Origin of the sequence: Paenibacillus jepli (genome assembly GCF_047238105.1) — a bacterium.
GTDB lineage: Bacteria > Bacillota > Bacilli > Paenibacillales > Paenibacillaceae > Paenibacillus_D.
This window is the reverse complement of record NZ_JBDFMD010000001.1, coordinates 4440001-4460000: the sequence shown is the minus strand read 5'-3', so window position 1 is coordinate 4460000 and position 20000 is coordinate 4440001. Positions and strand designations below refer to the sequence as shown.

Below are 20000 nucleotides of genomic sequence, written 5' to 3'. Positions count from 1 at the left end.
CATCTAGTCAGGGATAGCTTTGCTGTTCCACTATTCCCTACTATTCGGTAACCCAGCCACCGATAGCATCCGAAGATCCCTTAGGTCTGTAGCTTTGCGTCCCCGACTTTCGTCGGGTTTGCCTTTTTCGCAGTAGAAATCACATGATATAGTCCTTTGTGACCACAAAAACCAGCGTCAAAATTCGACACAGTAGTCTATAAGTATTATAATCAACTCATAAAATGGTGTCAATCGCCAATTCACATAATTATTGACATCTGATTCCAGCCCAATTAGCTGCATTCACTGTTCATGGCGGATATCTCCTATGTCGTTGAATAGCTACCCTGTTAATTATTGATGCCGTAAAATCAGCCTCCGGTTGACTTTTAATATCCGGGAGCGTATAAATGAAGTAGCTGATATACTTTTCGTTGACGGGAAATAGTAGGTCTGACATCCAAGGGTCTCTTCAGAGAGCCGGCGGCAGCTGCGAGGCCGGCGGGACCAGTCAGGCAGAAGATCCTCCCCGAGAATCCTGACCGAACCCTCCTCTGCGGGGTAGTAGGCTGTGGACGGTATCCTCCGTTAGCGGGAGCACGTATGGTGGTACGTGACAGAGAGCCGCTGCATCCGGTAGGAGCATTGCAGCGGAATAAGGGTGGTATCGCGAGTCTATCTCGTCCCTGTGGGACGGGATTTTTTTGTTTTCAAGGAACCTTTCGGTGCTGAAAACCGACTTTTTGAACACGGATTATTAGAAAAACAATTATATTAGGTTACGGAAGGGAATGATCCGAGATGAATCAAAACACAGGTGACAACAAGCCGCCGGTAACGTTGACCGATATCGTCTTTGCCCAGCATCTGCTCAAGGATGTCGTCAACCGGACGCCGCTGCAGCACAGTCGGGTGCTGTCCGAACGATATGGATGCAATGTACTGCTCAAACGGGAGGATCTGCAGGTCGTCCGTTCCTTCAAACTGAGGGGTGCCTACCATGCCATGAAATCCCTGTCGGCGGAGCAGCTTGCACGAGGCGTCGTCTGTGCCAGCGCGGGCAATCATGCTCAAGGCGTAGCGTACTCCTGCCAGGTCCTCGGGGTCGAAGGCCGCATCTTCATGCCCGCCACCACCCCGCGCCAGAAGGTCAATCAGGTCAACTTCTTCGGCGGCCCGCGTGTTGAGGTGGTGTTGATCGGCGATACGTTTGACGATGCCTATGCCGAGGCGATCGCCGCCAGCACCCGGGATGAGATGACGTTCATCCATCCCTTCGACGACCCCGGCATCATCGCCGGCAATGGCACGATCGGTCTGGAGATTCTGGAGGCCGCCTCCACGCCTCCGGATTATCTGTTCATGACGGTCGGCGGCGGCGGCCTCGCCGCAGGAGTCGGCGCATACGTCCGGGCGGCCGCGCCCGGCACCAAGCTGATCGGGGTCGAGCCGGAAGGCGCGCCTTCGATGAAGGCTTCGTTTGCGGCAGGCGAAGTCACGCCGCTCGCGGAGATCGACAAGTTCGTCGACGGTGCCGCCGTCAAGCGCGTCGGCGACTTGACCTTTGCGATGTGCAGGGAGTATCTCGACGAGCTCGCCGTCGTCTCCGAAGGGCGGATCTGTACAACTCTGCTGGAGCTCTACAACGAGAGCGCCATCGTGGCCGAACCAGCCGGGGCGCTGCCGATCGCGGCACTCGAGCAATATCGGGATGCAATTGTTGGAAAAACGGTAGTATGCATCGTCAGCGGGGGTAATAATGATATAGACCGGATGCAGGAGATCAAGGAACGGTCGCTGGTCTACGAAGGACTCAAGCATTACTTCATGCTGAACTTCCCGCAGCGGGCGGGAGCGCTTCGAGAGTTCCTCGATGATGTGCTCGGTCCGGACGACGACATCACGCGATTTGAGTACACGAAGAAGCATAACAAGGATAACGGCCCTGCGCTTGTCGGCATCGAGCTCAAGCAGCGCAGCGACTACGAGCCTTTAATAGCGCGCATGAACAACAAAGGGTTTCAATACCTTGAGCTGAACAAGGACCCGCTGCTGTTCAATCTATTGATCTAGAACGGAGACATGCTTTATGAGCAAGATTAATGAATGGATTCGTGAACTGTCTGCTACTGATCCCGATACACTGCAGCGGGCTTTGGAGAGTTACTCCTCTTACGGACCGCTGCCCGGCATCCTGGCGCCGCTGTTGGAAGCCATGCTGCCTTTCCTGCCGCTGCTGCTGATTATAGCAGCCAATGCCAACGTTTACGGCCTGGGGCTAGGTATCCTGTACTCCTGGATCGGCGTCTCGCTCGGTTGCATGCTGGTGTTCTGGCTCGCCCGCAAGCTTGGCGGCCGCCTGGGCAGCTGGCTGCAGCGCAAGTACCCGGCGACGTCCCGGTTCTTCCACTGGATCGAACGCAAGGGATTCACGCCTATCTTCCTGCTCGCCTGTTTCCCTTTCTCACCATCTTCCCTGATCAACATCGCTTCGGGACTGAGCACGATCCCGTTCCGTACGTTCATGATCGCCGTCTCGCTCGGCAAGGCTGTCATGATCATCTGTGTGTCGCTGCTCAGCTTCAACATCACAGATCTGGTGGACGAGCCCTGGCGCATCCTGCTGGCCGGAGCGGTGATGTATATGATGTGGTTCGGAGGCAAGCGTCTGGAACGGCGGTACCAGTACTGACCTACCAGACTTATAATCATCGATTGTTTGTGACATGCTATCAGGTGCAGGCTACACCCTATCACAAGGAGCGATGGTACCCGTGAGCGAACAATATCATGACATGCTTCCCATCTCCGGCGAGCCGGTCGAGGTGGATGGCATCTACCGCAACGAGTGGGGCGGCGAGACGACGCTGAAGCGCGGCGATGTCTTCCCCGCCGACCCGCAGCTGGGTACGACGGCGTGGGAGCTGACCGAGCTCGATTTTGACAATCATCATCAAGGACGTACCGACCAGCGGTTGATACCGGAGAAAGAAGTGAGCAACCTGGAAGCCCACCTGCAGCATCCGCGGCGCCATCCGGAGGATAAGGAGAAAGACAAGCACTAGCTGTGCCAGACGAGATCCAGCAGCACTTGTTATGCATGACTAGCCGAGGGCGCGACAAGCGTCGCAAAAGCAGTCTGTCCCTACAGGGCAGACTGCTTTTCGTGCTATCGAACTACCTACTTCTGACTCTATCGCCCCTTCTTCTTACTCTTCAGCGCTCAGGGCTGCAGCTCCCTGCACTGGCAGCTGCGGAGCACGCAGCTTCAACGTCACAAGCGAAGCCGCCGCCAGCAGCAGGCCGGATGTAAGGAACACTACGGTCAGAGAGGTTGCCTGCATATAGAATCCCGACACCGCCGTTCCGATCAGGATGAAGCCGGTGAATACGGGCGTGAACAGCCCGGTGATCCGGCCGATGTAGCTCTCGTCGACCGAGGTCAGCATCAAGGTTGCCAGGATCGTCTGCATAAAGGCCAGCATGATGCCTGTCATTAACCGCATCCCGCCCGTGAGGAGAGGCCAGAGCGACAGCCCCTCGACAATCGTGGCGAGCCCTAATCCGAAGGTGCCCAGAAGCAGCACACGGCCCTCCTTGCCCTTCAGCTTGCCGCCTGTAGACAGAATACCAGCGATGATGCCGCCGAGCAGCAGGCCGAGCCCGCTCACAGCCGTGAACCACTGCAGGCTTTCCTCCGGCAGCTGGAGCCGCTCTGTCACCAGGAAGATCTCCAGTGGCTGGATCAGCCCTGTCGACAACGCGATCAGGCCATACAGCACGAACAGCACGACCAGCTGCCGCTTCGCCTTGACATACACCACCCCGCTCTTCCACTCTGCATAGACGCTTGTTTTCTCCGGCCGTGCAACAGGCTCCGACTTCGGCAGGAAGGAGAGGCAGAGGGCGGACAGCGAGAACAACACCACAAGCGAGCCCAGCGCCAAGGAGATCCCGTACTGGGTATAAATGAACGTGCCGAGAACCGGGCCGCCGATAATAAACAACGACATCATCGTCTGCGAGATCGCCATCGCCGCACCGACTTGCTCATCCGGCACATACCGTTTGAATATCTTCATCGATGACGGCGCCGAGAACTGGGACACGATAGCCGACACTGCCGTTGCGGCAAATACAGCCTGCCAGTAACCGGCCTGCACAGCCCACAAGATCGGCAGGATGGACAGCAGACTCAGGATGTCGCCGGTAATCATCGTCCGTTTGGGACGCCACCGGTCAGCCAGGACGCCGCCGATGAGTGAGAAGATGAAGATCGGGGCATATTCCGCCAGCGTCAACAGGGATACGGCTATCGGGTTGCCTCCCGTCTGGGCTACGACAAAATACAATAGCGCCATATTGCGGATCCAGATGCCGATCTGCTGCAGCAGGTCCGAGCCCATCACAAGTACGAATACACGATTGCGAATTAACTCTTTCATAAATTCCGCCTCCATTAATCTGACCAGTCGGTTTTTTAAAGGGAAATCTCTTTCGAAATCCGACCAGTCAGTTTGTTTTTATTTGAAAGAAAAGCAATGTCTGCCCTTTACCGTAAAGACGAAGCATTGCTTATCTGCCGCTATTGCCACTTCATCAGCTCTCCTGCAACACACCGTGCAAGAAGCAGTCGACCGCGAGCCGGTAGATCTGCTCGATATTCTCGCCATCTTGTTCATAGTAGGTGATAGTAAGCCCATCCAGTACCGCCGCAAATAGCAGCGCAAGCTCCGGCACCGGAATATCACGAAGTCGGCCTTCCGCCGCGCCGCCCTGCAGGATCTCTTCATAGATCTGCCGTGGTGCCAGGGTGGTACGCAACAGCCGTTCGAGCATGGCCTGATCCTTCTGTCCCATGCTGAATTCTTCGGCCACCTTGATCAATGGGTTATAAAAATCCTCTACATAATACGCAGCTACGCCATAGATCCGCTCGATGAAGCTTGTATACGCCGGTTCCCGCTCCTTCCACGCCACCCACCACTCGTGGGAATGCTTCTCCAGCAGTTGAAGGAATAGCTCCTCTTTACTGTCAAAATGATAATAGATACTGCCCTTGCTGACGCCTGAATAGGTGACAAGATCCTCCATCGTAGTAGCCCCGTATCCCTGCTGAATGAATAATTCCTTCGCCTTGCTCAGGATCAGCTCACGCTTCCGTTCTCCTTTTGCTCCGGTTGCCATATTGGATTCACTCCTTGTCTTGCAATAAAGCTATCTGCCAGCCAAACAAAAAACCGACCGTTTGGTTTAATTCATTATACTTGAAGGAGCCGCTGCTGGCAACTCCTTCTTCCAACCTGTCTCCCCGATACTAAGCTAGTCGTCTTCAGATACTTCGCCGGAGGACGTCCGCTGCTCCACCTGCTCGACCAGCTTCTCCAGACGCCGCAGATGATACGCATACTCGAACATAGCAGCCCCCACAAATACCAGCCGCTGCCGTTCTTTAGGATCAATGCTCAAGTAATCCGACAGCTGCTCCACCAGCCGGCTGCCTTGGTTCCCATCCGGTCCGATCTCAGCGCCGGCTTTGATCTTGCCGTCGGCCTTTAACAGGATATGCTCATGATATCGGGTCAGATCCTCGATATGACGGTCGAATGCTCCAGCCCAAGCGACAGACTCGGGTGCGGCGAAATAATGCTCTTCGACGGCATCCAGCAGGTCCTCGCCTTTTTGCAGCGCCTTGATCAGCTGCTTGGAGAGCAGCAGCTGTCTTGCCCGGCTCTGCTTGCTGGCTGCTGTGATCGCCCGTTCCTCATCGAACAGGCTGTACTGTTCGTCCAGCTTGCGCAGCATGCCGTGCAGCTGCTCGCGTTCCTTCTTGTAGATCTTCTCTTTCATCTCATTGGAGATCGCCGTGCGCAGCAGCAACGAGAGCTGCTGGTTGGCCTGTGCCACCTGGACATTGAACTGGTAGCGCGGACGCGGCGGGAACAGCAGGATGTTGACGGTAAAGGCTGCGCCCATCCCCGTCAACACCATGAGCAGCCGATCGACGGCATACCACCAGCCCGTAGCATGAGCCTCCATCACGGCGACTACTGTTACGAGCGTCAAGCCGATCGTGCTCTCCATCCGCAAGCGGATGTTGATCAGGATGACGACGATACAGACCAAGCCGACGGCAATCGGCGTGCTGCCGAACAGCTGCACGGCGGCGAGTGCGATCGCCGCGCCGATCAGGTTGGCCTGGACCTGGTCCAGCATCTGCTTCCAGGACCGGTAGATCGAGGGTTGAATCGTGAAGATCGCAGCCACTGCGGCGATGATCGGCGACGGGAAGCCCAGCCACTCGCTGACGAAGATAGCCAACGCCACGGCGAGGCCGGTCTTGAGTACACGCGCACCGACCGTCATCTTCCCTGTTCCCCGCTGACGCCCCCCTGAGCATGCAGCTCGAGCACAGCCTCGGCAACGCCGATACCGCCTACGAGCAGCCGGATCCGGTGGCTCCCCGGATAATGCTTGCGAGTCGTCAGATCGGCCCAATTATGTCTGCGGCTGCCGCTTAGCCTGGTCCCGCCCGCAACCGTGCGATCGGAGAGCAGGAATCGTTTTTCCGAGCTTCTGCCGTTGGCCTTGACGAATCCGATCGCATACTCGATGCGGATCTTCACCGGCCCGCCGGCGCGAACCCGCAGCTCGTAGGACAGCTCTATCCGCTCGCCGATCGCGGCTTGCGGTGCGGACAGCTCCAGCTTCGCCTGCTCCACGAGCCCTTCCTGCTCGCTGCTGTAGCCGAACAAGGCCAGAATCTGCGGATCGTCTCGGCGGATCAGCGTACGGCAGCCGTGTCTGACGATCCAGTCGGTATGCGGGTGCGTTCCCAGCCAGCGATGGGCGATATCCCGCACAACCTGCGGATTGTCCTTGGCGATGTCATTGAGATTGTTGGCGACGCTCTTGCGGACGTACAATGACTCGTCCTGCTTGAGCTGCTCCAGGATCGGCAGGATCGGCGCAGGCTGCTGCTTGAACATCGGCAGCGCTTGTCCCCAGGGGAGGCGGGGACGGCAGCCTTCGCTGGCGAGACGCCGCACGTGCTCGTCAGCATCCTGAGCCCAGATCGTCATCTGCCGCATCATCCGCTCGGGCGCGGAGAGCAGGAATGGCCGCACGGCAAACTCGGATGACGAGCCCCTGGTGAACCGGGCCAATGCCGTCATCGAGAGCTCCCAGTGCTCGGGAGCTCTCCCGAACTGCTCAACGAAGTCCGGGAAGATCAAAAAGGGCAGCCCCGTGCAGTCGCGGTCGATCTTATATAGAACCTCTAACGCATCGGGATACCGCTCAGGCAGGCAGTCCCCCAAAGCTCGGGTAATGATGCGCATCCTCGTTTTGAGCGGACTCTCTTCCCAGCTGTCCACGAAGACCAGACGCAAGAAGCGCTGCTCGTCGAAGCCTGGCCAGGCGCTGTGCAGCCGGGCGGCCAGCTGTGATAAGAAAGTTGAATGATAGATGTTTTTGAGCGCTTCAGCCATGTTGATCCCCTCCTGCGCTTATTATAGACGATGCTGGCCAAAAAGCACAGAACGCAGCAGGAGCCGACCTTCAGCTATTATCCGGCTCAAACGTCTCTGCCATCACAGCGCCTTCCGAGGCATAGGGCAGCCGGATGTCGCAGACTGTTCCCGAGCCTACCTCGCTTGACATGATGATGCTGCCTTTATGATTGTCGATAATCTTGTAACTGACCATAAGTCCAAGACCGGTGCCGCGATCCTTGGTCGTGTAGAAAGGCTGACCCATTTTGGCCAGCTGTTCCTCGTTCAAACCCGGCCCCTCGTCTTCGATCCGGATCTGGACCTGGGAATCCGCAAGTGTGCATGCAATTCGGATGATGCCTCCTTCTGGCATGACCTCGATGGCATTTTTGAGAATATTGATCATCACTTGCTTGATCTGATCCTCCACACAGCGCAGCCAGAGTGGCGCCTCCCCGTAATCGACCTGGAAGATGATATTGTACAAGTTGGCCTGCGGAGCAAGGATGGCCAACGATTCTTTCATAATCTGACGGGCATCGCAGCACTTCAGCTCGACGAGCTGAGGCTTGGACAACATCAGCAGTTCGCTCACGATAGACTCGATCCGGGTCAGCTCTGACTTCATGATGTCATAATACCGTCCCTGGTCTGTACGGCCTGTCGAGATCAGCTGCAGGAAGCCTTTAAGGGAAGTCAACGGGTTGCGGATCTCATGGGCGATGCCGGCTGCCAGCTCGCCCGCGACATATAGCTTCTCTGAGTTAATCAGGAGCTCTTCGTTTTTCTTCCTCTCCGAGATATCCCGTACGATCAGCTGTGTCGCCGGGCGTCCCCCCAGATGCGTAGGATTAGTGATGACCTCGGTATGCAGCGGCTTGCCCTTCAAACTGAGCCACTCCTGTTCCTGCGGCATCCGGCCAGACTTCTCTTGTCCCATCATCAACTGCTCGGTCATCTCCAGATGATGTCTGCTGTGCAGCCTCGACCATACTGGCATCCCCAACAGTTCATTGGCATGATTGGCTTCCAGCAGCCTGAGACCGGAACGATTGATGTATACCCAATTGCCCTTTTGCACGATCGCGATCATATCCAGCGAATTCTCCACGAGCAGCTTGTACTGCTCGTCGACTTGTCCGAGCCGTTTGCGGATCAGCACGATCATCAAAAATACACTGAGGATCAGCATCGTCACTACCCCCATGCCGCCGGCTAGCACACGCAATTGATCACTTAACAGATCGGCCGTCATGATATGGTCGTACTCCATGGTCAGCGCCTCGACACTGAGAATGTGCAATACGGTCGCTGAGCTGCCCATCAGCACTGCGCTCGGCAGCAGATTGCTCCCTTCGTTCCGCCAGTAGACTCGGTACGCCAGCATGCTGCCTCCGAGGTGGATCAGCAGCGCAGCTGCCGCCAGAACTAGATGCAGAGTATATCCCCGAGGAGGCTGACAGCAGCTGCCAATAGTGCAAGATCAAGTGAGACAGAGTGATCAACATACTGCAGGCCAGTAGGCGGGCGAGCTTGACCCGCGCAGAACGCGCAACTCGGATGCACATGAAGACGAGCAGCAATGCGACCAGGTAGGCAGACGCAATCCCCCAATCCAGGCTAACGAGATGATCGGAGGACAACTGGATCAGGAGGTGCATAACCGTCATGCCCAAGGCATACAACGCCGCTGCCCCCAGAGCGGCATACCACCGCATCATGCTGCGATCATGGACATAGCTGATCATGTAAAAAAGCGAATAAGCTGACAATATCCCTATCGATAACGCGAGTGCCAGCAAGAATGGCTCACCGGATTCTAAATACGTACCCATGATGTCCCTCATTCACATGCTAATTCTATTCCGTTCGTTGTTAAAATTCGACAATTTACCATAAAACCCTTTTTTAAGTAAGGGATTTCGCGTCATAAACCGACAATATGTTTCAGGACGGGGACCTGAAAAGTCTGGGCAAATCGGTTATACTTATCCTTAGCTTGGACAGGAAGGAGACGAGGAATGAAAAAGATTGTGCAGGAGTTTAGAGAATTCGCAGTAAAAGGCAATGTGATCGATCTTGCCGTAGGCATCATCATCGGTTCGGCTTTTGGCAGTATTGTCACTTCCGCCGTCAACGACCTGATCATGCCGCCGATCGGCAAGGTGCTCGGAGGCATGAATTTTGCCGATCTCTACATCAATCTGGATGACGAAAAGCTGCTGAACGGTCAGCCCGTGACTTCTCTGGCAGAGGCCCAGCAGGCAGGACACGCGGTTATTGCTTACGGTCAGTTCATCACCACGGTCATCGATTTCTTGATCGTCGCATTTTGTGTGTTCCTGATCGTCAAAGCGGCCAATGCGCTGCGCCGCAAAGAGGATGCTCCACAAGAGCCGCCGGCCGCTCCAACTGAGAAGAAATGCACGTATTGTCTGTCTACGATCCCGGTTGAAGCCACGCGCTGCGCGCATTGCACCTCCCAGCTGATGAATACCGGCACATCGGCTACCTAGAGGCCGGAGGGCTGCGCCTGGCAGAGCGGACACCAGGATTCTGTCGAGTCCCGGGCTGCAGCAGCCGCTTCACTCGCGAAGCGGCTGTTCGGCGTCCACCGCGTGCCTGACCAGGCTTCACAGGCAAGACTCTGCTTGGTCGGGACTTTCTATGTCTGGCCGCCTGACCTGCCGCTGGGCTGGCTCGCCTGGCCGGGGTGGAGCCGCTCCGAGAAGGTCCCGTCATGCCAGCCGCAGCCTCCCACTGGGCATACCAACGGTCGATCATGCCGTGGATCTGATAGAATACTGTACTGCCTGGCGCGATATCGAGATTGTTGAGCGCCGGCTCATTGTAATAGCGTGCCGATTGTTGGTGGATACAATTGTGCAGACCGGAAGCTTCGATGAAGCGGCCCAGTTCGTCAGCACTGGCAAAGGACCGCGGGTTCATCGTGATCCGCTGCTCGGCCCCCAGGTCGTAGCAGGACGACTGCCGGATCGCTTCCGGCGGCAGCACCCACGGCTGGATAAGTGCCGGATCGTATCCCTGCTGCAGATACCATTGTCTGGCTTTGGCGATGTACTGTCGGTGGAACTGGAGGAAATCCAGGCCGTAGCCCGGCGGCGGATTGTTCGTGTCGATCTCGTGCCTGGCATGATGCCAATTGCGATGCTCCGTCATTAGCTCCGGTGGAAAATTAAGAATAGCCGGCATAGCGCACCCTCCTCATCAAGTTGCTTTCCCTGCATTGTATGATGACGAATAACGGCCTGTGATGAAGTTATCCCAATGAAGAGAGTGATGCCGTCTTTATTTTTTTCATTTGACCTGTTGACAGTTTAATATAGTCCATGCTATTATCTTTCTTAGGGTTTGCAAGATTTCTTGCCGTTGTAGCTCAACTGGTAGAGCAACTGACTTGTAATCAGTAGGTTGGGGGTTCAAGTCCTCTCGACGGCACCATTTTAACTGCTCCAGATTACATAATCGAAGATGCTAGTTTCGCAAACCATACATAGTAGACCATCCCTAGCGGATGGTCTTTTTTGATATTTCCTACATCTGCCAGTAGAATCGGAGATTCAGCGCTTAAAGGGCCGGGTAATAAACAGAATCTAAGGAATCCAACGATAATGGGGGTTGATGAAGATGGCTTATCAAAATCTTCTGGTCGCGTACGACGGCTCGGAGCAATCGATCCGGGCGTTGAAGACGGGCATCGAGATGGCCCGGGCCTGGCATGCCAACCTGGAAGTCGTCCATGTCTTCGATATCCCGATGCTGATCGTAGGCGAAGCGATGATCCCTCCACCGGTGGAGAACTCGGTCGCCATTGCCCAGGAAGCAGATAATCTGGCAGCAGAGGCGCAATCCATCTTGAGCGCTGCCAAGCTCCAGGCTGAAGTGACGGTCCTGCAGGGCGACCCCGGGCGCCGCATCATCGAGACGGCAGAGGAGAAGAAGATCGATCTGATTATACTTGGCAGCCGCGGGCTTAGCGGCATCAAGGAGATGTTCCTTGGCAGCGTGAGCAACTATATCGTCAAGCATTCCACGGTGCCGCTCCATATCCTCAAGTAATGTAAAAGCCCCAGTTCTCGCGCTAACGAGACTGGGGCTTTTTGATGCTCGTATTATGATTACGTCCGTGGCTGCAGCTCCACATTTTCCTTGAGGACCACCAGCTGGCCGTCCTTCTCATCGATAGTGAGGGAATCGCCTTTGGAGATGTTGCCCATCAGCAATTCTTCGGACAAGCGGTCCTCGATATGCTTCTGGATGGCCCTGCGCAGCGGACGTGCGCCATACTGCGGATCGAAGCCTTCCTTGGCCAGGAACGTCTTCGCGCTATCGGTAAGCGTGAAGGCTACCTCCTGCTCCAGCAGACGCTTGCGCAGCTCCTCGGACATCAGCGAGACGATCTCGTTGATATGCTCCTGCTCCAGCGAATGGAAGACGATCGTGTCGTCGATCCGGTTCAGGAACTCCGGACGGAAGCTCTTCTTCAGTTCGCCCAGCACTTTGTCCTTCATCTGGTTGAACTCGTGTCCCGCATCATGGACCGCCGTAAAGCCCAGGGTCGAATTGCGCTTGATCTGATCGGCCCCGACGTTGGAAGTCATGATGATCAGCGTGTTGCGGAAGTCGACGACCCGACCCTTGGAGTCTGTCAAGCGGCCATCCTCCAGCACTTGCAGCAGGATGTTGAACACCTCGGGATGCGCCTTCTCGATCTCATCGAGGAGGACGACAGAGTATGGCTTGCGGCGTACCTTCTCCGTGAGCTGGCCGCCTTCTTCATAGCCGACATACCCCGGAGGCGCGCCGACCAGACGAGAGGTCGAGTGTTTCTCCATATATTCCGACATGTCGATGCGGATAACAGCATTTTCTTCACCGAACATCGCTTCGGCAAGTGCGCGGGCAAGCTCGGTTTTACCGACACCTGTAGGGCCGAGGAAGATGAATGAGCCCATCGGACGCTTCGGATCCTTCAGTCCGGCACGCGAGCGGCGTACCGCCCGGGAGACCGCTTTGACAGCCTCACTCTGGCCGATGACCCGGCTGTGGAGGATTTCCTCCATTTTGAGCAGGCGCTCGGACTCCTCTTCAGCCAGCTTGCTGACCGGGATGCCGGTCCAGCTCGCGACGACCTGTGCGATATCCTCCGGCGTTACCTCAGAGTCTGTGCGGCCCTGCTTTTCCTTCCACTGATTCTTCGTGACGTCGAGCTCTTCACGGATTTTCTGCTCCGTATCGCGCAGCGCAGCAGCTTTCTCAAACTCCTGGCTTTGTACGGCCGAGTCCTTTTCCTTGCGGATATCGTCCAGACGGTTCTCCAACTGCTTGAGATTTGGCGGTACCGTATAGGAATGCAGCCGCACCTTGGAGCTGGCTTCGTCGATCAGATCGATCGCTTTGTCAGGCAGGAAACGGTCGGTGATGTAACGGTCCGACAGCTTGACGGCCTGCTCGATCGCATCGTCGGTAATTTTGACCCGGTGATGCGCCTCGTAGCGGTCACGCAGGCCATGGAGAATTTGTACAGCTTCTTCCGGCGATGGCTGATCCACCGTGATCGGTTGGAAACGGCGCTCCAGCGCAGCGTCTTTTTCGATGTATTTGCGATACTCATCCAGTGTCGTTGCACCGATGCACTGCAGCTCGCCGCGTGCCAGCGATGGCTTCAGGATGTTGGAGGCGTCGATCGCGCCCTCCGCCCCGCCTGCGCCGATCAGCGTATGCAGCTCATCAATGAAAAGGATGATATTGTTCGCTTGGCGGATTTCATCCATGATTTTTTTGAGACGATCCTCGAATTCGCCACGGTACTTCGTACCTGCCACAACTGAGCCCATATCGAGCGTCATAACCCGCTTGTCGCGCAGCGTCTCCGGGATCTCATTGGCGATGATCTTCTGTGCCAGACCTTCCGCAATCGCGGTCTTACCTACGCCTGGCTCACCGATCAGCACTGGGTTGTTCTTCGTCCGGCGGCTGAGCACCTGGATGACGCGCTCGATCTCCTTGCTGCGGCCGATCACCGGATCCAGGTTGCCGTCGCGAGCGATTGCCGTCAGATCACGGGCCAGACCGTCTAGAGTAGGCGTGCTTACATTAGTAGGCGTACCATGGCTGCTGGAGACGGCTTCGCTGCTGCCGAGCAGCTGCAGCACCTGCTGGCGGGCCTTGTTCAGGCTGATGCCTAGGTTGTTAAGAACACGAGCTGCTACCCCTTCTCCTTCGCGGATCAGACCGAGCAGGATATGCTCTGTACCGACATAAGTATGTCCCAGCTTGCGGGCTTCATCCATCGACAGCTCGATGACTTTTTTGGCCCGTGGCGTATAGGCGATATTGGTCGGCTGCTCCTGGCCGCGGCCGATCAGGGATTCGACTTCGTCCTGGATTTTCTCCAGGCCGAGTCCCAGGCCGATCAGAGCCTTCGCTGCGATCCCTTCGCCCTCGCGGATCAGACCGAGCAGGATATGCTCTGTACCAATGTTGTTATGACCGAGCCGTACCGCTTCCTCTTGAGCCAGCGCCAGTACTTTCTGTGCGCGTTCTGTGAATCTTCCGAACATCATGTTCATACACCTCCGTGCTTAGGTTTTGGGTGACAAGTACCGTCTTATCAATTCAGCACGCCGGACATCCCGCTCTTCGGTATTCAACGGCTCGCCGAACACCTGCTGCAGGAAGCCAGGCTGTGTAAGTACCATTAATTCATTCATTACCTGTGGAGAGAGACTTTGAATCAGTCCCAGATCAATCCCCAGTCTGACATCGGACAACCGCTGGGCTGCTTCTTTCGAGTCCATGATCATCGCATGCGAGAGGATGCCGTATGAACGGTGCACCCGATCCTCTATACGGATCCGCGATTCGGCTGTCAGCCGCTCCCGCGCCGCTTTCTCATGCTCGATGATCTGCCTGGCGACACTGTACAAGTTGTCGATAATCTCGTCCTCGGATTGGCCCAGCGTGATCTGATTGGAGATCTGGAACAGATTGCCGATCGCTTCGCTGCCCTCGCCGTACAGACCTCTCACGGCCAGCCCTACCTGGGTAATGGCTGAGAGGATGCGGCTGATCTGCTGGGTAAGCACCAGAGCCGGCAGATGCATCATGATGGATGCGCGGATGCCTGTACCGACGTTGGTTGGACAGCTGGTCAAGTAACCGCGGCGTTCGCTGAATGCGTAATCGACCTGCTGTTCGTATATATCGTCAATCTCGCTGGCCAACTGCCAGGCTTCCTTGATTTGGAAACCAGGCGACAGGCATTGGATGCGGAGATGATCTTCTTCATTGATCATGATGCTTACCGCTTCGCTGCCGCTCAGCACCAGCGCGCCGCCGCGCGATTCGTTCGCCAGATTGGGGCTGATGAGATGCTTCTCTACCAGCACCCGTTTCTCCAGCTCGCTCAGGTCGCTAAGAGCAAAGGTTTCGAAGCTGCCCAGCTCACCCAGCCTCCCCGACCGCGATACTTCAATGAGCCTCTCCATCACCTCCCGAGACTGCTGGTTGGTCGCCAGCATCGGAAACGGATGGTGACGGAGATTGCGGGCAATGCGAATCCGGCTGCTGATCACGATCTCCGAGTCCGGACCATCCTCTCTCATCCACTCGCTCAGCGCCTCCTGAGCGAATCGCCGCTTTTCCATTCCCACACCTCCTGAAAGTTTTCCGAAGGAAAACTACTTCGTAAGCATTCGCTTGTTTCCGCAGGAAACTCGCTTCGTAAGCTTCGTATATTATGCGCCTGGCTACATATCCGTGATTTTGCTCTCGAGCTCTCGGATCTGATCCCTGATGCTGGCGGCCTGCTCGAATTCTTCCTGCTCCACATGCTGGTGAAGCTCCTTCTTCAACTGCTCGACTTCCCGCTTGTACTTGATCTGTCCGCCGGAACGCTTCGGAATCTTTCCGACATGGCTCGTGTTGCCGTGAACTCGCTTGAACAGCGGGTCCAAACGGTCCGAGAAATGCTTGTAGCAGGAGCTGCAGCCGAATCGGCCAATTTTCCTGAACTGTGAATACGTCAGGCCGCATTCGTCGCAGCGAATCGTCTGCGGCTTCGGCCCCAGACCGGCAGAAGGCTCAAACTCCAGCAAGCCGGACAACAGACTGTGTATGGAGAACCCGTTGGCTGTACCGGGGATGCCTTCGCCCTTCTCGCGGGCACACGACTCACAGATGTGAAACTCGGTTTTCTCGCCGTTGACAATCTTTGTGAAATGAAGGGTGGCTTGCTTCGTTTCACATTCCTGGCATAACATGGACCTGCGTCCTCCTCTCGCGCCTGCGCTATTTCACAAGCAAGGATATTAGCATGGCTTTCAGGATTTTGGCGCGGATCTCGTCCCGCAGCGGCAGTCCGACCGTGATCGCCTCCCGGGATACCGCGGCTTTTAACAGATTGGCTTCACGGGAAGAGATCATCTGCGCTTCCTTGAGCCGGTAGACCAGACCCTCGGCGGCATTCTGATCTACCCGATCGCCGATCGTACTGTTGATGTATCCCTGAATAGCTTTCAATAATGGAAGCTCCACTCGCTGGATCCTGATGTATCCGCCGCCCCCTCGCTTGCTCTCCACCAGGTAACCTTTCTCTAATGTAAAACGGGTGCTGATGACATAATTGATCTGCGACGGTACGCAAGAGAAACGATCAGCCAAATCATTGCGCTGGATTTCGACCGCTCCTTCGACGCTCTCCTGCAGCAGCTGCTTCAGATATTGCTCCAACGTATCGGAAATGTTGCGCATATCACCAACCTCCCAAAGTCGTTACCCATCTGTTCATTTGACTTGACTTTGACTTTCTTTGACTTTAATTTTTATTATACGCAATTTTCTAAAAACGTCAAGCGTTCTTTGCGTGCGCGTTCTAAAAAACTTTCACAATCAATCAGAAGAAGTCCATTAAATATGTGGTGTGTACAGGGATCAGCGCTTCGAGACGACTCGCGGCTTCCCGATCGCCTTCGATGAGCTGCAGCTCCCACAGCGTTTGTGGACGCTTATATCCAATCATCATCGCAGACAAAGCCTGAATCGAGCAGGAGAGCTGAGCTTGTCCGGCAGGCGGCTGATTATATTTTGTCACATGAAGGCCATTTTCATTAAACGCAAGTTCATACATCCCCTCATTCCAGGGCGCGTGTTCATCGCTTACGGCAATCGTCAACGGCTCATCAGACAGGATGGAGTTGAAGGGATACGATTTGAAAAAAGCTTCCACATCTACGATTCGCCCCATAAAGTAAGGCACCAGCTTTTGCTCAAAGCGCGGATTCGGCAGAAGGTACGGAAGCGGATCATCTGACGGCGCTTTCAGCTGTACCCGCTCGATCATTGAATCGTGGTTGGCGATAAAATTCCATAAGCCCTGACGCGCTTCAGTATCCAGGTACACCAGTTCATGCACGACGAACTCGCGATCGGCTACCTTATAAAAGACATATCCCCTCGGCGCCCCGTCAGCATTATTAAATACCGCGACTTGTCCTTGGTTTCTGCGGAATATTGAGGTGAACCACCAGTCCTCTTTGCGAGCCAGCGTGCCGTTATAGCCGGATGCATACACTTCATAAAGGGGCGCAATTACATTCACTAACTCCTTGTTAAGCTCGCTATATCTCGTTATCGTGCCTTCCACCTGCCTGCGTGAAGGCAGCAAGGCAGTATTCAACGTGTAGGCTTTATATTCCACATACATTTCCCAGCCATATCTCCGGTAGAACTGAAAGTCAAATGGCGTCAAGAAAGATATCGTCTGGCCGTTCTGACGCATCTGCTCCAACGCCTGGATCATTAGCTTTCCTACCGCTCCTTTTCGCCGATGCTCCGGCCATGTGGACACACCTGCGATTCCGCCCATGGCCATCGGCTTGCCGGCAAGATAAGCCGTCAGCGGCAGCAGGGTGAGCTGTGCGACCAATTCCTTACCCTCGAACACGCCCCATGTCTCATGCGGTTTCGCCTGCGATCTCACCTGTGCCAGCTCTTGCTCGCTGAGCTTGAACTGAAAAGCATACATCGCCAGCTCAAGACTTGCATCCACTTCATCTGCCGTCAACGTTCGCAACTCCAAATGATCACCTGCTTTTCCTTGTTATACTGGTATTATGTCATAAGCCGCACTGGAGGTTCAACTCACAACAAAAAACCCACGATCCGAGTATCGTGGGTTCGTTGTGCTTGGCGACGTCCTACTCTCCCAGGACCCTGCGGTCCAAGTACCATCGGCGCTGAAGGGCTTAACGGCCGTGTTCGGGATGGGTACGCGTGGTTCCCCTTCGCCATTATCACCAAACGTGGGCGGCGCCTCTCGTCTTGCGACGCGTGCGTCTGCCGCAGTGTGTTGTTGCACACTGAAAACTGGATGCGAATCAAAGCAAGGTAAGTCTTAGCTGAAGGTTTTAGGATAAGCCCTCGACCGATTAGTATCCGTCAGCTGCATGCATTGCTGCACTTCCACCCCGGACCTATCAACCTGGTCGTCTACCAGGGGTCTTACATACTGGGAAATCTCATCTTGAGGGGGGCTTCACGCTTAGATGCTTTCAGCGTTTATCCCGTCCGTACATAGCTACCCAGCGGTGCTCCTGGCGGAACAACTGGTACACCAGCGGTACGTCCATCCCGGTCCTCTCGTACTAAGGACAGCTCCTCTCAAATTTCCTGCGCCCACGACAGATAGGGACCGAACTGTCTCACGACGTTCTGAACCCAGCTCGCGTACCGCTTTAATGGGCGAACAGCCCAACCCTTGGGACCTACTTCAGCCCCAGGATGCGATGAGCCGACATCGAGGTGCCAAACCTCCCCGTCGATGTGGACTCTTGGGGGAGATAAGCCTGTTATCCCCAGGGTAGCTTTTATCCGTTGAGCGATGGCCCTTCCATGCGGTACCACCGGATCACTAAGCCCGACTTTCGTCCCTGCTCGACTTGTAGGTCTCGCAGTCAAGCTCCCTTATGCCTTTGCACTCTACGAATGATTTCCAACCATTCTGAGGGAACCTTGGGGCGCCTCCGTTACACTTTAGGAGGCGACCGCCCCAGTCAAACTGCCCGCCTGACACGGTCCCCCTACCGGATTCACGGTAGCGGGTTAGAACTCCGATACGATCAGGGTGGTATCCCAACGGCGCCTCCACCGAAGCTGGCGCTCCGGCTTCCAAGGCTCCCACCTATCCTGTACAGATCGTACCAAAGTCCAATATCAAGCTGCAGTAAAGCTCCATGGGGTCTTTCCGTCTTGTCGCGGGTAACCTGCATCTTCACAGGTATTAAAATTTCACCGGATCTCTCGTTGAGACAGCGCCCAAGTCGTTACGCCATTCGTGCGGGTCAGAATTTACCTGACAAGGAATTTCGCTACCTTAGGACCGTTATAGTTACGGCCGCCGTTTACTGGGGCTTCGGTTCACAGCTTCGGGTTACCCCTAACCGCTCCCCTTAACCTTCCAGCACCGGGCAGGCGTCAGCCCGTATACTTCGCCTTACGGCTTCGCACAGACCTGTGTTTTTGCTAAACAGTCGCTTGGGCCTTTTCACTGCGGCCCCCTCGGGCTATTCACCCTACCGAGGCACCCCTTCTCCCGAAGTTACGGGGTCATTTTGCCGAGTTCCTTAACGAGAGTTCTTCCGCGCGCCTTAGCATGCTCTGCTCGCCTACCTGTGTCGGTTTACGGTACGGGCACCTTCACCTGGCTAGAAGCTTTTCTTGGCAGCTGGAGCTCATGACCTTCACTACTGTAATTTTCGCTCCCCATCACAGCCCAGCCTTACGATGAGCGGATTTGCCTACTCATCAGCCTCACTGCTTGGACGGACATCCATCAGTCCGCGTCACTACCCTTCTGCGTCACTCCATTGCTCATAACGGCTACGGTGGTACAGGAATATCCACCTGTTGTCCATCCACTACGCCTTTCGGCCTCGCGTTAGGTCCCGACTTACCCTGAGCGGACGAGCCTTCCTCAGGAACCCTTAGGCTTTCGGCGGATCAGATTCTCACTGATCTTTTCGTTACTCATACCGGCATTCTCACTTGTGTACCGTCCACCAGTCCTTACGGTCTGACTTCAACCTATACACAACGCTCCCCTACCCAATGCATTGCTGCAATGCCATAGCTTCGGTGGTGTGTTTAGCCCCGTTACATTTTCGGCGCAGAGTCACTCGACCAGTGAGCTATTACGCACTCTTTAAATGGTGGCTGCTTCTAAGCCAACATCCTGGTTGTCTGGGCAACTCCACATCCTTTCCCACTTAACACACACTTGGGGACCTTAGCTGATGATCTGGGCTGTTTCCCTCTTGACAATGGATCTTAGCACTCACTGTCTGACTCCCGGTCATACGTCTATGGCATTCGGAGTTTGACTGGACTTGGTAACCCTTGCGGGCCCCGCACCCAATCAGTGCTCTACCTCCACGACGCTCACACCGAGGCTAGCCCTAAAGCTATTTCGGGGAGAACCAGCTATCTCCGGGTTCGATTGGAATT

The 20000-nt window shown here is 55.5% G+C and carries 16 protein-coding genes, 1 tRNA gene, 2 rRNA genes, 1 riboswitch and 1 other annotated feature (1 of these 21 running past the window's edge); of the genes, 6 read left to right on the top strand and 13 right to left on the bottom strand.

Going from position 1 to position 20000, the window contains the following annotated elements:
* Nucleotides 1-43 precede the first annotated feature (43 nt).
* Nucleotides 44-133, bottom strand: a riboswitch (cyclic di-GMP riboswitch).
* A 274-nt stretch (nt 134-407) separates the two neighbouring features.
* Nucleotides 408-673, top strand: a binding site (T-box leader).
* A gap of 110 nt (nt 674-783) precedes the next feature.
* The 3 genes from ilvA to ABC336_RS19230 all read left to right on the top strand — a co-directional run bounded on the left by ilvA (nt 784) and on the right by ABC336_RS19230 (nt 3047).
* Complete coding sequence (gene ilvA, locus ABC336_RS19240; RefSeq protein ID WP_413240175.1) at nt 784-2055, top strand: threonine ammonia-lyase IlvA; 1272 nt, start codon at nt 784-786, stop codon at nt 2053-2055.
* Nucleotides 2056-2071: 16 nt separating this feature from the next.
* Nucleotides 2072-2674, top strand: a complete 603-nt coding sequence (locus tag ABC336_RS19235; protein ID WP_413240174.1) for a TVP38/TMEM64 family protein — start codon at nt 2072-2074, stop codon at nt 2672-2674.
* A gap of 82 nt (nt 2675-2756) precedes the next feature.
* Complete coding sequence (locus ABC336_RS19230) at nt 2757-3047, top strand: transposase (protein ID WP_413240173.1); 291 nt, start codon at nt 2757-2759, stop codon at nt 3045-3047.
* A gap of 144 nt (nt 3048-3191) precedes the next feature.
* Here the strand turns inward: ABC336_RS19230 and ABC336_RS19225 are convergent, their stop codons facing one another.
* The 5 genes from ABC336_RS19225 to ABC336_RS19205 all read right to left on the bottom strand — a co-directional run bounded on the left by ABC336_RS19225 (nt 3192) and on the right by ABC336_RS19205 (nt 8862).
* Nucleotides 3192-4427, bottom strand: coding sequence for an MFS transporter (locus ABC336_RS19225; protein WP_413240172.1), 1236 nt, complete (start codon nt 4425-4427; stop codon nt 3192-3194).
* Nucleotides 4428-4581: 154 nt separating this feature from the next.
* Complete coding sequence (locus ABC336_RS19220; protein WP_413240171.1) at nt 4582-5169, bottom strand: TetR/AcrR family transcriptional regulator; 588 nt, start codon at nt 5167-5169, stop codon at nt 4582-4584.
* 135 nt (nt 5170-5304) lie between these two features.
* The gene (locus tag ABC336_RS19215) at nt 5305-6348 is read right to left on the bottom strand and encodes an FUSC family protein (protein ID WP_413240170.1); all 1044 of its coding nucleotides are present in this window, start codon (nt 6346-6348) and stop codon (nt 5305-5307) included.
* Complete coding sequence (locus ABC336_RS19210) at nt 6345-7472, bottom strand: DNA alkylation repair protein (protein ID WP_413240169.1); 1128 nt, start codon at nt 7470-7472, stop codon at nt 6345-6347. The genes ABC336_RS19215 and ABC336_RS19210 overlap by 4 nt, the downstream gene beginning before the upstream one ends.
* 70 nt (nt 7473-7542) lie before the next feature.
* The gene (locus ABC336_RS19205; RefSeq protein WP_413240168.1) at nt 7543-8862 is read right to left on the bottom strand and encodes an ATP-binding protein; all 1320 of its coding nucleotides are present in this window, start codon (nt 8860-8862) and stop codon (nt 7543-7545) included.
* Nucleotides 8863-9496: 634 nt separating this feature from the next.
* Here ABC336_RS19205 and mscL point away from each other — a divergent pair.
* Nucleotides 9497-9991, top strand: a complete 495-nt coding sequence (gene mscL / locus ABC336_RS19200; RefSeq protein ID WP_413240167.1) for a large conductance mechanosensitive channel protein MscL — start codon at nt 9497-9499, stop codon at nt 9989-9991.
* On the opposite strand, the gene ABC336_RS19195 is transcribed toward mscL, so the two are convergent.
* Nucleotides 9984-10688: a hypothetical protein gene (locus tag ABC336_RS19195; protein ID WP_413240166.1), complete on the bottom strand. Its 705-nt coding sequence runs from the start codon at nt 10686-10688 to the stop codon at nt 9984-9986. The two genes, mscL and ABC336_RS19195, sit on opposite strands and share 8 nt — an antisense overlap.
* 173 nt (nt 10689-10861) lie before the next feature.
* Here ABC336_RS19195 and ABC336_RS19190 point away from each other — a divergent pair.
* Nucleotides 10862-10937: transfer RNA gene (locus ABC336_RS19190), tRNA-Thr, on the top strand.
* Nucleotides 10938-11123: 186 nt separating this feature from the next.
* Nucleotides 11124-11555 carry a universal stress protein gene (locus tag ABC336_RS19185; protein WP_413240165.1) on the top strand — a complete coding sequence of 144 codons (432 nt, stop codon included), beginning with the start codon at nt 11124-11126 and terminating at the stop codon, nt 11553-11555.
* Nucleotides 11556-11614: 59 nt separating this feature from the next.
* Here the strand turns inward: ABC336_RS19185 and clpC are convergent, their stop codons facing one another.
* From clpC to ABC336_RS19150, 7 genes are all read right to left on the bottom strand, one after another.
* A complete protein-coding gene (clpC, locus tag ABC336_RS19180) occupies nt 11615-14062 on the bottom strand; it encodes an ATP-dependent protease ATP-binding subunit ClpC (protein WP_413240164.1) in 2448 nt (815 codons plus the stop codon).
* 18 nt (nt 14063-14080) lie between these two features.
* A complete protein-coding gene (gene mcsB / locus ABC336_RS19175; RefSeq protein WP_413240163.1) occupies nt 14081-15145 on the bottom strand; it encodes a protein-arginine kinase McsB in 1065 nt (354 codons plus the stop codon).
* 102 nt (nt 15146-15247) lie between these two features.
* Nucleotides 15248-15760: a protein-arginine kinase activator protein McsA gene (gene mcsA, locus ABC336_RS19170; protein ID WP_413240162.1), complete on the bottom strand. Its 513-nt coding sequence runs from the start codon at nt 15758-15760 to the stop codon at nt 15248-15250.
* A gap of 28 nt (nt 15761-15788) precedes the next feature.
* A complete protein-coding gene (locus ABC336_RS19165) occupies nt 15789-16250 on the bottom strand; it encodes a CtsR family transcriptional regulator (RefSeq protein WP_413240161.1) in 462 nt (153 codons plus the stop codon).
* 142 nt (nt 16251-16392) lie between these two features.
* Entirely contained in the window at nt 16393-17577 is a 1185-nt protein-coding gene (locus ABC336_RS19160; RefSeq protein WP_413240160.1) for a GNAT family N-acetyltransferase, read from the bottom strand.
* 105 nt (nt 17578-17682) lie between these two features.
* Nucleotides 17683-17799, bottom strand: a 5S ribosomal RNA gene (gene rrf / locus ABC336_RS19155).
* A 107-nt stretch (nt 17800-17906) separates the two neighbouring features.
* Nucleotides 17907-20000: ribosomal RNA gene (locus ABC336_RS19150) — 23S ribosomal RNA — on the bottom strand (it continues 829 nt past the right edge of the window).

Coding starts and splice junctions, on each gene's coding strand:
- ilvA (WP_413240175.1), top strand. CDS start 784: ATGAATCAAAACACAGGTGACAACAAGCCGCCGGTAACGTTGACCGAT.
- ABC336_RS19235 (WP_413240174.1), top strand. CDS start 2,072: ATGAGCAAGATTAATGAATGGATTCGTGAACTGTCTGCTACTGATCCC.
- ABC336_RS19225 (WP_413240172.1), bottom strand. CDS start 4,427: ATGAAAGAGTTAATTCGCAATCGTGTATTCGTACTTGTGATGGGCTCG.
- ABC336_RS19220 (WP_413240171.1), bottom strand. CDS start 5,169: ATGGCAACCGGAGCAAAAGGAGAACGGAAGCGTGAGCTGATCCTGAGC.
- ABC336_RS19215 (WP_413240170.1), bottom strand. CDS start 6,348: ATGACGGTCGGTGCGCGTGTACTCAAGACCGGCCTCGCCGTGGCGTTG.
- ABC336_RS19210 (WP_413240169.1), bottom strand. CDS start 7,472: ATGGCTGAAGCGCTCAAAAACATCTATCATTCAACTTTCTTATCACAG.
- ABC336_RS19205 (WP_413240168.1), bottom strand. CDS start 8,862: ATGCTGGCGTACCGAGTCTACTGGCGGAACGAAGGGAGCAATCTGCTG.
- mscL (WP_413240167.1), top strand. CDS start 9,497: ATGAAAAAGATTGTGCAGGAGTTTAGAGAATTCGCAGTAAAAGGCAAT.
- ABC336_RS19195 (WP_413240166.1), bottom strand. CDS start 10,688: ATGCCGGCTATTCTTAATTTTCCACCGGAGCTAATGACGGAGCATCGC.
- ABC336_RS19185 (WP_413240165.1), top strand. CDS start 11,124: ATGGCTTATCAAAATCTTCTGGTCGCGTACGACGGCTCGGAGCAATCG.
- clpC (WP_413240164.1), bottom strand. CDS start 14,062: ATGATGTTCGGAAGATTCACAGAACGCGCACAGAAAGTACTGGCGCTG.
- mcsB (WP_413240163.1), bottom strand. CDS start 15,145: ATGGAAAAGCGGCGATTCGCTCAGGAGGCGCTGAGCGAGTGGATGAGA.
- mcsA (WP_413240162.1), bottom strand. CDS start 15,760: ATGTTATGCCAGGAATGTGAAACGAAGCAAGCCACCCTTCATTTCACA.
- ABC336_RS19165 (WP_413240161.1), bottom strand. CDS start 16,250: ATGCGCAACATTTCCGATACGTTGGAGCAATATCTGAAGCAGCTGCTG.